Annotated in this window: 8 protein-coding genes; 3 read left to right on the plus strand and 5 right to left on the minus strand. The window is 44.4% G+C overall.

What is annotated here, in order from left to right; all coding sequences use genetic code 11:
* Positions 1-429: 429 nt before the first annotated feature.
* Genes JCM16496_RS19470 through JCM16496_RS22790 form a run of 3 tightly spaced genes read left to right on the plus strand, consistent with a single transcriptional unit; the run spans position 430 to position 3708 of the window.
* The gene (locus JCM16496_RS19470; protein WP_128809742.1) at positions 430-2379 is read left to right on the plus strand and encodes a hypothetical protein; all 1950 of its coding nucleotides are present in this window, start codon (positions 430-432) and stop codon (positions 2377-2379) included.
* Positions 2376-3242, plus strand: a complete 867-nt coding sequence (locus tag JCM16496_RS19475) for a hypothetical protein (protein WP_025836241.1) — start codon at positions 2376-2378, stop codon at positions 3240-3242. Before JCM16496_RS19470 ends, JCM16496_RS19475 begins: the two co-directional genes overlap by 4 nt.
* A 58-nt stretch (positions 3243-3300) precedes the next feature.
* The gene (locus JCM16496_RS22790; RefSeq protein WP_159102479.1) at positions 3301-3708 is read left to right on the plus strand and encodes a hypothetical protein; all 408 of its coding nucleotides are present in this window, start codon (positions 3301-3303) and stop codon (positions 3706-3708) included.
* A gap of 15 nt (positions 3709-3723) precedes the next feature.
* Here JCM16496_RS22790 and JCM16496_RS19480 read toward each other — a convergent pair whose 3' ends face one another.
* From JCM16496_RS19480 to JCM16496_RS19500, 5 genes are all read right to left on the minus strand, one after another.
* The gene (locus JCM16496_RS19480; protein ID WP_025836242.1) at positions 3724-6288 is read right to left on the minus strand and encodes a hypothetical protein; all 2565 of its coding nucleotides are present in this window, start codon (positions 6286-6288) and stop codon (positions 3724-3726) included.
* On the minus strand, positions 6222-6503 hold the full coding sequence (locus JCM16496_RS22370) for a hypothetical protein (protein WP_128809743.1): 282 nt from the start codon (positions 6501-6503) through the stop codon (positions 6222-6224). The genes JCM16496_RS19480 and JCM16496_RS22370 overlap by 67 nt, the downstream gene beginning before the upstream one ends.
* 38 nt (positions 6504-6541) lie before the next feature.
* Positions 6542-7090, minus strand: a complete 549-nt coding sequence (locus tag JCM16496_RS19485; RefSeq protein WP_128809744.1) for a hypothetical protein — start codon at positions 7088-7090, stop codon at positions 6542-6544.
* A gap of 1482 nt (positions 7091-8572) precedes the next feature.
* Positions 8573-9901 (minus strand): site-specific integrase, encoded by a 1329-nt coding sequence (locus tag JCM16496_RS19495; RefSeq protein ID WP_025836244.1) that lies wholly within the window; start codon positions 9899-9901, stop codon positions 8573-8575.
* A 143-nt stretch (positions 9902-10044) separates the two neighbouring features.
* The gene (locus JCM16496_RS19500; protein ID WP_025836245.1) at positions 10045-10947 is read right to left on the minus strand and encodes an Rpn family recombination-promoting nuclease/putative transposase; all 903 of its coding nucleotides are present in this window, start codon (positions 10945-10947) and stop codon (positions 10045-10047) included.
* Positions 10948-12212 lie beyond the last annotated feature (1265 nt).

Raw genomic sequence — 12212 nt, forward strand, 5'->3', positions numbered from 1 at the left:
TATGTTTGATATACAGCAAAATACCTCTCCAAATATGTTTAGGAAATTTAGTCCTTACTTTGCAGGCTGAAATATGTCCGGACGGCAAGTGAAAACAATGCTTGCAGGCAAGCGGAAGAAGCGTTTCTTATACCTTATATATAGTAGACAAGGGAGTTATATAGTGAGCAAGAGGACTATATAGTAAACAAGAGAATCATATAATAAGTAAGAAAGAACGCCCCGGACGGAACAGACAACGCAGGAAAAAAGAACAATTTATATTATTATTAACAACTAATTTTTTACGATTATGAACATGGAAAAAGAAATGATGTATGTGGCTCCGGCAGTGGAAGTGCTGGAAGTGGAAGTAGAAGTGGGATTCGATGCGTCTCAACTTACACCTGAAAAACCTGGAGAAATTGATTAATTAATAAATAAATAGAGATGAAAGTAAAACACATTTTTACAACGATGCTAGCTGCCATGTTCGTGGCTGCCTGCTCAAACGAGGAATTCGCTGATGTGAACAATAGCCTTTCCGGAAAGATGATGGATGCCACGAACTTCACTTTGGCAACCGATGGACTCTCTGGCGGCAATGCCTCAACCAGAGTTTCTTACTATCCTCAGTATGTTGCTACGGGATTGAAACCGGGAGTCGTTAAACCGGTATGGGAAGCAGACGATGTTATCGGTTTCTCATATATCTACAGCGACCAGAAAATTCTCACGAACTACCGTTTCAAGATAGAAAATGGTGTGGGTGAGAGCAATGCCGCAACATTCAAGACTGACAACAGCACAATCTTTGAAGGTGACTATTTCGTATATTATCCGTTCAACAAAGAGTATGCAGACTACGATGGCATTCCTTTCAGCCTGGATGCCATACAGGTTCAGGATGCTGCGGACAATGCTGTAGTAAAGGTCGGTATGGATCCAACGGATAATATGGGAAATAATGCTGATGAACTTGCCACTTTGGAAAGAGCCGGCAAACATTTGGCCCGTTTCAGCATTTCCGACCGGATTAGTGCTGAAGCCAAGACTCAGCAGTGTGAATTCAGCTTGAACCAGTACACCTCTTATATCGCATTCCTGGTTTATCCGAAGAACCAGACGAATGATGTGAACATCAAGAGAATCGAGATGGTTTCAACCGATGCTGCCAAGCCGTTGAATATCCCAGTGGGACTGCGTTTCAAGGCTGTGCAAGGACAAGCTTCTCCGGAAGTGGATGCGGAAAAGACCAAATATGAGTCTGAAGTTGTCTTGCTGTTCGAAAGAGTTGCAGCTACTGGTGATGGCGGTTTAACCATCGACAAGAATGCAACCAAGGAAAACGCCACTCTTGCTTACATGAGCATGCTTCCCGCCACTTATGCGAAAGGCTCTTACAAGTTCGTTGTGTACTATACTGAGAACAACATCCTGAAGAAAAGAGACATCGATGGATACAAAGATTTGAATATCGAATCCAATGCTCCCGTGTTCTTTAACATTGAGCTTGATGCCAATGGTGCTACAGAGGTGACGGATTATGAAATCTACACTGAAACGGAATTCGCTTCGGCCGTAGCTAAATCAAACGCAATCACTAACGGTGCGGCTACTTTCGAAATCATGCGTGACATTACGCTGACTGATGACTACGAATTGAAATCAGCGGTTCCCGTTACGTTCAATGGCGGAAAGACGGTATCTGTGACAAAGGGCAAAAAGTTAACGTTCAATTCTGATGAAGAGATTAACTTCAATAATATCATTTCTACAGTGGATGGTGAGCAAGCATCGTGCATGGTTAGTAAGGGTGATGTAAATATTCAGGGTGTAAACAGCGTCGGCTTGAATATAACCATTGAAAAAGGTGATGTGGTTATTAAGAATGAAGAAAAACAGGGCAACGCAAGGGCTGTCATTAACAAGGGAAACTTGACACTGGAAAATGTGAAGTTGGCCAATAGAATTAAAAATGGTGATAATAATAAAGCTGTGCTCTCTTTGAAGAACGCCATTGTTGGTGCTACTTTCACCAATAATTCAACCAGCGAAACTGCCAGCAAATTGGAAAACGTAACTGTACTTGGTAACTTTACAAATACCAAAGGTACTTTGGATGTAACCGGTAACAACGTTTTCGCTTACAACAACAGCGTTGCAACACCTGTTATCAACGACTTCTCCAACGCTGCAACCATGAACTTCCTGGCTACGACAACCGTGGTAGGTAACGTTACCAATAACGGAGGTACATTGAACCTTGCCAAGAAGGCAAATGCCACTGAGGCAGACGCGGCAGCAGTTACTGCAATGGGTACTACCGATTTGAACAACGGTTTGGTATATGTTGACGCACAAGGTACTTACAATGCGAAGGTGCTCTTTCTAACTTGAAGGGTAACGGTGCGGAAGGTGCTACTTCTACTATGATTCTGGAAGGTACGCTGACTACGAACAGTACTGCAACTTTGAGTGAAAACTTCAAATTCTGCGGTAAGATTGTGAACAAGGCGAAGGGTAGCTGGACTTTGAATACTTATGGTGTCTACAAGTTCGACCACTCACACCAAGTAGCCCCGATTTTCGAGAACGAAGGTGAAGTAATCGTGAAGACCGTGACAGACGAAACAGCTACTGCCGCTATGGGCAAAATGGCGAAAGAGCTGTACAGCGACAAGGGTGGCCGTCTGGAATGGGCAGACATCAAAGACCTTACGGAACTGAACGACATCGTTAAGCTGGGTGCTGAATGCTGGGCAAGTGACTTGTGTGTTTATGCAGCTGTTAATACTGCAGCTATTACAAACGACTTGTCTACTGCATTGGTAGATTGGAGTGCCAAGAACATCATTATTGAGGTACGTGCAGGAACTTCAACAAACTATCCTCTTACAGCGAAGTTAGGTGACAAGCAGATTAAGGCTAAAAACCTTACTGTAAAAGCTTGTAGCCAGGCAGGTGGTACAGCTACATTCAAGGTAGAATCAAGTGTTAATCGTTTAAATGGAAAGAAAGCAATCGATGTTGCCGGAATATTGTCATTGGTAAACGAAAATGAAGCGAGTGGCTCCAACAATATCATCGATTTGTACTCTGCAATTTGCAAGGACATTGCGGTTAATAACAAAGCTACAAACAGTGCCGTTTTGAACATCATGAGCGGTTTGTATATTGGCTATACAGGTACCTATACCACTGCCGGTGATAAGGTGAATACTGCATATCCCAACAACATTCCGCAAAAGGTTGAGGAATAATACTACTTATTTCTGAAACCGCGCCATAAACAAAGGCGTACTTCCTTCTGAAAAGTCATTGACTAACAGAAGTGGGGTACGCCTTTCTTGTTGCTCCACAACCGGACCGACGGATATGAGCCTTGGCTTTCCCGGCAAGAATAGCCTGAGATTGGCAGGAGACTGCCGTCACTGCAAACTTCTGCATTCCTTTTGCAGTGGCGCTGCAAAGGCGTTGCAGTGGGACTGCAAAGGTGATGCAGTGACACTGCAAAGGTGTTGCAGCGAGACTGCAAAGGTGATGCAGCAGTTCTGCAGAATCTTCGCAGCAACGCTGCAAAAGGCGTGCAGCGGAGCAAACAAAGGAATCGGGCGGAGCAACAAAAGGCACGTGGGATATAAAGAGAGCAGGATGCCTCCTTGGGAAAGGGACATCCTGCATTCTCATTTAGTTCATCCGTGGGTTACGGATGGGAGGGGAAGGTGATACCACTCCTCATTTTTATTCTTTCTCATTGTTAAAATAACCAATCTTTACAGCGTTGTCTATCACTTGAGTGTTATTTCCCCATGCCCAGCAAGTAGTGGGGTGAGCACCTGAATAGCTCAAATCCAAAGTTCCGCTGTTGGTGCTTTCAAACCAAGTGGTAGCAAGGTAAGGCATTTCATTTGCGCCAATTGCAACTCCAAACATAAAGACTTTCTTAGCCGCATTCATTTTAGCTCTTTCTGCAAACCAAGCAAAATCACCGCTGTTATCAATATTCTCCGCACCTCCTAAATACATAGCAAGTTTGCCACTTGTCAGTGCGTAGTAGCCACTCACTTTTGTCCACTTTCCTTTTGTTATTAAGGTGATAAATTCGGTCTCTGTAACTTCAGCGTTATTCGTTGACCACTCGGTAGATGCTGTAACATTTGAAGCGAATTTTTCAAAACGTATATTTCCTAAGCCCAAAGCCTTTCCTTTATATCCGTCAGTAGATTTCAGTTTTTTTGCCAAATCCTGCATTGCCTTGTACGCAGCAGATTTCGCATCAAATTCCGGCGCAGCCGCTTTGCTCAACTTACCTTGGTTCACCAATTTACCTGTCTTGGAAATTACGGTTACGATATTGTTGGCGGTAGTAGTTTGGCTATCTTCTGTGTCGATGGCACCCTTGTTGAGCAATTCACCGTTTACAATCAGCATATTGGTTTCGTTTGATGTCCAGTTGATAGTCAATGCCACGTTATTGGTCAAGGCAGCCTTTTCTGCAATTGTTACAGTTTCTTCTACTGTGATATCCTTGCCTGCCAATGCAGTATTTGCACCATCGGCAACCAAAGAATTGATAGTCAAAGCAGCTGTCGCATTCAGTGTTGCACCTTCTGCCAATACAAAGTCTTTCTCGTCAGTCAAGGTAGCGACAAGTTTCACTTCGTCGTTCAAAGTAATCTTGTTCAACACTACCCAAGCTGTTTCCTGAGTAGCATCGCTCTTGTAAGTACCATAGTTGGCCATAACTTTGTCGTAAGTTTCTTGGTTCAGCGTAGTTTCGATAACGCCGCTCACGTCACTCAAGTTGTTTCTTCCCGTATAGTAAGAATCGAACATTTCATATTGAGTGGCATCAGCCAATACGATGCTGCCCTTTCCGGTAGAACCACCGGCTTTGATGTCGAGTAACGCATACGGGTCGCTTTCCAATGTCACCGTACCGGTATTGCTCATGGTAGTAGTAACCTTTGTTTCACCGTTGTTGCTTACCTTACCGCTGTTGTTCAGTGTTCCGATTGTCACCAGACCGCCGTAAGTACTTGTAGCTACGGAAGCTTCGGTAATCAATTCACCTTTGTTCACCAAAGTGGTGAAAGATGCCATTGCGCGAGACTTGTCGTTCATGCCCGACAGGTTGAGAGCCTTCACAAGTACCTTGCCCTCGTTGGTGAAAGTAGCGGCGGCAGTCAATTTACCCACGCCTTCCACGGTGATTTCACCTTCGTTGGTGGCATTCTTGGCAGTCTTCACCTCTGCATTCTTGGCGATGTTCATCACTGCCTTGTTGGTGTAAGTGTTGTTTGCATTCAACTTGGCACCTTCCATCACGCTTACCGTACCGTCAGTCAGAGCTTTTGCATCAGTTACGTTTACAACAGCCCCCTTGTTGATGTCAAGAGCGGTGTTGCTCGTCAAGATCTCGAAGTTCACTTCCTTGCCTTCGGCTACAATCACTTTCGCACCGGAAATCAATTTTATGGCAGCGGTGTAATTTTCACCGTCTGTACCTAAAGCTTTGTCCGTCTTCACGTTTTCATTGAAGCTGAAAGTAGAAGTTGCGTCCTTGAACTGAATAGTAGGACGACCTGCTTTGGCAGCGTCTTTGCCCAAGATGACGTTTTTGGGTTGGAACTCGTAAGCCAATCCTTCTCCAATCAAGTTCAGAGTGGCATCACCCAGATACTTCACCGGGAATTCGGGGAAGAAGTGTGCCGCATCCACGTCCACAGTCACGCCCTTCTTGAAGTTCAGCACCGGAGTCTTCCATTTGGAGTCGTTACCGAAGTCGCGGTAGTGCTCGTTGATGTATTCGATGACATAGTTGTAGTCTTCGGTAGTCTCAATGCTGAATCCCTCGTTCGGGTCAAACAGGTTCACGTTGGTTCTACCACCATCAATAATCAATGTACGAGGGATGTTATACTTGTATCCGCGCTTGAATGTCTGTTCCGGCTTCTGCACCACGTAGCTGTCATAAGTACCTTCGCTGGTATAGACTGTCATGTGGAATACACCATTGTCCAAACCTTCGTACTTCTGAGTCGCCTTGCCGTTCTTGTAAGTGCCTGCGGGCATCAGAACCATCAGGTCCATCTGCTGGTCGCTGCTGGTAAATACGTAAGGCTCATCCAGTTGGTACACCATGTCTTTTGTGCCTTCGCTTGATACACCAATCTGATTTTTCGGATTGGCCATCTCTGCGTTGACCAGTCCCAATGCTTCGCTGATTTCAGCATCAGTCAATTGCATGGCATCAATGGCACCGTTGGTTTTGAAAAGATGCTTGTACTCAGCCTTCTTTGCCAAGCTCTTCTGGATAGTGGCGATTGCGGCAGGTCTATAATCAGCTTGCGCTTGAACTCATCATCGGTACCCATGGTTCTCATCACAATCTTGTTGATTTTGAATCCCTTGCTGTAGTAATCGCCCTTCAAATCTGTTTTCAGTTTGAAGTGAAGTACAGAGTAAACACTTGTCAAGTTCACCGGTTTAGAGATGGGGTCACCATCGGCAACGGCCAAGTCAACAATCGGAGAGATGAAGAAGTTGCGTTTCGCTTCTACGTACCTACCTGCTCCATACCCTTGTCTATTCCTGTTCCAACAGTGTTCAGGCGGTCTATCTCATGCTCGATGACACGTCTCTGAGTAGCTGCGCCGTCATATTTATTGTAGAACAGATAAGCACCGCTCACTACAGCCGTCGGCGTAGAGAACTTGGCGCCTGCCGAAGGTCCGTCGATGTTCGGGGCGAACGGATAGTTGGTGATGGCATATTGCGGATAATTCTCATAGTCAACAATGTTGCGTTCATCGGTATTTCCTATTTTTGTTCCCCAGTCGGTAACTACCGCACCAATTTTGTCATTGGCATCTTCCCACATCCACTTGATACCGTTGTTGTCATCCGGGCTGCCGACAACGCGGGTGTCCGCATCATCTCCGATTTCTGCTTTGACGGCCTCCAAAGAGAGCTGGCCGGCAGAACGTCCTTGCAGAACTGCGTTCCCCGCATTAGAGGGGGTCTGTATCTGCTCAAAATCATCATTGGAACAAGCCGCGATCAATGCCGGGATTGCCAATGCTGTTAAAATATACTTTGCTTTCATTCTTATAAGAAATTAGTTAATAAATATTATACCTTACAAATCTTCGCCAGGACCTGTTCCGGGGATAGAGATTTCGTATCCTTTTTCGATTTCCATCTCCAGCACTTCCACTGTCGGAGCCACGTACATCATTTCTTTTTCCATGTTCATAATCGTAAAAATTAGTTGTTAATAATAATATAATTGTTCTTTTTTCCTGCGTTGCTAGTTCCGTCCGGGGCGTTCTTTCTTACTCACTATATAATTCTCTTGTTCACTATATAATTCCCTTGTTTGCTATATATAAGGTATAAGAACCGCTTCTTCCGCGTGCTTGCAAGCATTGTTTTCACTTGCCGTCCGGACATATTTCAGCCTGCAAAGTAAGGACTAAATTTCCTAAACATATTTGACCAACTACCTTGTTGATTATCTGCATATTATAAAGAGTTCAAAGTTTTTTATTATTCCTTCATGATATAGATATTCTTACGAGGAATCATATCATACCATATTGATTGTCAGCTTTATAATCATTCAAAAACAAACAGTAGATTTAATTCTCCCCTACAATTTGGCACTATTTTTGGGCACTTTGCATCATTCTGTAAGATAAAGGCAGCCCTTTCAATAATGCCCCAAAAGGAGAGTGTGTGATATATACCTTTCCGCATCAAGGATATGGAACTACACCATTTTTTGGCACCGAAGACATAAAAGGGTTTGGAATAGACAAGTAGGATAGTTATGTGTTTTCTGAAGCAAAAGAAGTTGGATGGAATCGCTCGTACGAATATAATTGTTACTTTTACCCTCGATTTGAGATTGTAGTGTTATGTCCCGACGACTTTCTATGTTCGATGCCTTGAAAGGTTTTGCCATTCTAATGGTGGTCTATACTCATGTACTGCAATACGTGGGAATCGAGTACTATTATTACGTTGTACCCGCAACAAACTTCCTTACGTCATTCTTATCAGTCTGGCAGCCAGCCTTTTTCTACCGGGGATATATCATTGGCCATTCATGATACCCTTCTTCTGGTTGGGATATATGTGGCAAAAAGTCCGGAACGGTAGTTTCTATCTCGCTTTTCACCTGGCTATACAAGAACAAGAGAACCGGCCTGCCTCTACTTGAAAGGCTCGGACAATACACTCTTGAAATTTATGCTTTGCATTTTATCCTGATACATCTGGCTTTATATCATTACATCACCATTCCATATACCAGTCTGATATATGAATTGCTCTACTGCCCGGCAATCACCGTGATGATTCTCATTTGGTGTGATTATGCGTACTGGTCATCAATCGGGACAAAACAGCAAAGCTACTGTTCTTTGGAAAACAGGGCATGGGAAGCCAGGTATCCTGAAAACGCTTGATGCTACAATGAATTCCGAATGCATATTTGTCCGTATTTTTACTAAAAAAAACGGCAGGAAGCAGATTCATTTGACAAACCGCCATTGACCGGCATTTGTCAATGGCGGAAAGTTGTCTATAACAGAATCGCTTTTTCCTTTCTTAGCAGATGGACGAAGTCGGACATCAGCTCCTTGCTGGATGCCTTCATGTAGCGTTGAAATGCTTGGATGGAACGGTGACCGGAAAGGGACATTACATAGTTTATCGGGTATCCGCGTTTATAAAGATTGGTCACACAGCTTCTTCGGGCTGTATGAAAACTAATCATATCGTATTTGGGTACCGTCACAATGGTGGTTTCTCCGCCACGATGTTCCTTATGGTTGATGGTTTCGTCGATATGGCACCGGGCGGCAAGAGTCCGGATGATTTTGTTGGCTTTCATCTTGTTGATAACCGGAAAGCCGATTTGCTGGTAATAGGTAATCAATGGGGCGATTTCTTTCAGTATGGGGATTTCGACCAGTTCCTTCGTCTTCTTCTGATACAGTGAAATGACTCCCTTCTTTATAATGGCTTTGTTCAGCTGCTGAATGTCACTAATCCGCAATGCTGTATAGCAGGCTATGACGAACATATCCCTGACTTCACGCTCCTGCTCATTTTCTGTTTTCACCTGAGAAAGCTTGCGGATTTCCTTCTCCTGAAGATAAATCTGTTCGCTCGAGTCGGAAGGTAATGTAGTCTGGACTTTCAGGAAGTAGTTATTTGTCGTCATCTCGTTGTCATAGGCACGATGCAGCAGATTTTTGATTACCTTCAATGTATTGATTATTGTATTCTGCGTGTAGTGCTTTCCCGTTTTCCCATAAGTGTACCCATAAAGGTAATTGGTGAAGTCCATAAAAAAACGCTTGTTGAAGTCTTCAAACGACTCGATGGGAACTCTCCGCTGTTTGTTATAGTCCTCCAGACGCCCCAAGGCAGTAAAGTAAGTGGTCTTTGTACTTCCGATGCCGCGACGTCCTTTCCGGTTAATGCTTTTTTCGTAATCTTCCACCAATCCTTTCAGGCAGACTATCGGGTTCTGCAGCAGCTGTTCCTTCTGCCGGTTTTCCCGGACAACCTGCTGAATGATGGAAGTCGACAGATATTTCCCTCTTGTTGCCAGCAGGTCATCCATCTCATACAAAGACATGACAAGATTGTCGATTTGCTCATTCACATGTTTCAGCCTGAGCTTCTCCCGCAAATTCAAACGGCCGGACTGATAGCACCGATACGTGTCATGATTCCAATACTTCGGTTCCACACGGAGCTTGGTATACACCCTGATCCTCCTTTTGTTGATGGTTGTTACAAGCATAATCTGCGTCAGCTTGTTCTCTTCCCGGACCTGCTTAAGATTAAATCTCAGCTTCAGGTCCTTTTCTTCCTTCTTGTTCAATGAAAACTGTTTCATAATTGTTGATGTTTTGTTTAATAAACCGGGCAAAGATAGGAATCCGTATTCCTTTCAAAAGCCCCCTTCGGCTCCGATGAATAAAAAGCCGAAGGTTACAATTATGAATGATGGGGCCGAGACTATGCAGTGTCTTTCCGTCTCTATAGCTTTTCTATATTCTCGGCAGACAGTCCGGTGGCCTTTGCTATGATTTCTGCCGGAACCCCCAAGCTCTTCAGATTCCGTGCGGTTTCAAGGTTCTGCTCTTCACGCCCTTTGGCCAGTCCTTCCTCAAGCCCTTCCAGTCTTCCTTCCAGTCTTCCTTCCAGCTTGGCGGTGTCCAGCACATCGTTTTGCACCTTCACTGCACTTATGTGGGCATCGTATGCGTTCCGTTCCTTGGCCGACATGGAATAGTATTTCAGTTTCTCCCTTGCCTCGCCCAGTCCGGGAGCGGTGGTGTCGGGCCGGATAATGCCGTCTTTCAGATATTTCATCCACTCTTCCAGCGGAGTGACGGCCACAGAGTTGAATTCGTTGACACGTATCAGTATGTATTCGGGAAATATCTCCTTGGGCATACGGGGCGTGATGCCGTTCCGTTCCTTCACGTTGATTTGCAGTGTATCACCCGTATGCACACCCACAAAGTTGTTCTGCCCGTGGTAAAGGTAGTCGCTTCCCTTGCCGATATCGAAATAGAGGATGCTGATGGAGTATATCTTCTTCACTTCATGGTAGCGGTCGCCCAGCGAGATGTGTTCGGTGATGGCCTTGGCCACTCCGTAGAGGATACGTTCCAGATAATAGAGCTCGCGTGTGTTCTGCACCTCGATGATAATGATTTCGCCCTTACTGTTCAGAGCCTTTATGTCCACACGGTTGAACTTGTCGTCGGCGGTCAGCTGGTTGCTTTCACTCTCCAGAATCTCCACGATGGTGATTTTCTCCTTCAAGAATACGGTGAGGAACCCTTCAAGCACGTCGAAATTGGCTTTTTGCCGCAACAGGCGCTTGATGGCCCAGTCAAAGCGTATATAGATGTCCTGCATTTCTTCTTCCATAACTTTTCACTTTTTTTTTGTTCAAGAAGCAAAGATACTCTTTCCCCTCTGATAATCAATGCCAGAATAACAAAATCTCTCTGATGCAACAAAAAAATGACGGCAAAAGCGGTAGCAGCCCGCCCTCATTTATCCGCGTTGGTTTTATTTCGTTTTTCCCGCCCTTAATCCCCCCAGGCTGTCCGAGAACTTAAATCCGCTATCGCTTCGACGCGGAATTCAGCAGACTAAGTAACGATTAAAAAATAATTTGGGACGGAAATGATAATTCAGCTCATTTACAATTAGACAATTTACAATGTACAATTTGCAATGTACAATTTATAGTAGAACAGAAATGATTTGCGAAAAGAAAAGCGAATAGAGAGAGCATCTTACTTCCCCTCCTCCGGGGAGAAGGGGTGCCCAACGGGCAGGGTGGTAGGGAGCATAAAGCAATGAAAAACAGCACAGTGTGTATCGCTACCACCTCCCCTACGGGTACTCACCCCCTCCACCTCCCCGGAGGAGGAGAAATAAGTCACTCCGTATTTTTTCGCAAACCAATTCTGTTCGACTATAATAAATCCGTGTCATCTGTGTCTTCGTTCTGTTCCGTTTTTCAACCCGCCTCCTGTCTGCTCCCTGTCTGCCCCCGTCATCTCCGTATCTATACATACGGACCAAATAGGGAGCAGGTAGGGACCAGATAGGGAGCAGGTAGGGAATTGGTGGTAAAATGTTCCATTTTTCAGGTTTTGTACATGATTCAATTCCGCCAACGGGCAAACTGGTCATTTCCCCACTTGTTCCCTTGCTATGAACAGGCAGATAACAGGGCTCGGACAGAGGCCGGGTAGGAAGCGGGTCCAAAAACAGAACAGGATGAAGTTGGTGCGTACATCCGATGATGCGGAACCAGACCAAGCAACCAATAGAAGCCAAACTGTTAAAAGCCTTTATCTCCCCCATATCCAACACTGAAAAAGTCTAAAAACCTCTGCTTTTCCGCTCTGCCATTCATTTTTAAGAAAAAAAACTTTTATTTTGTTTGTAGATGTCAATAGAATCATTACCTTTGACTCGCAAAAGTATGTACTACCGTTATACTTATATAATATATATGTATAGCGCCTAATGAGAACTAAAAAATTGTATTTATGGTAGAAAGACATTTTACAACGGGATGTAAAACTCGAGGCTCTCCCAGTACATTGGATACTGCAAAGGTGGTTCTGTCACTTTTTTTATTGAAATATATAAAAAAAATGACGATTTCTTTTGAA

It is taken from the genome of Bacteroides rodentium JCM 16496 (assembly GCF_000614125.1).
Taxonomy (GTDB): Bacteria; Bacteroidota; Bacteroidia; order Bacteroidales; family Bacteroidaceae; genus Bacteroides; species Bacteroides rodentium.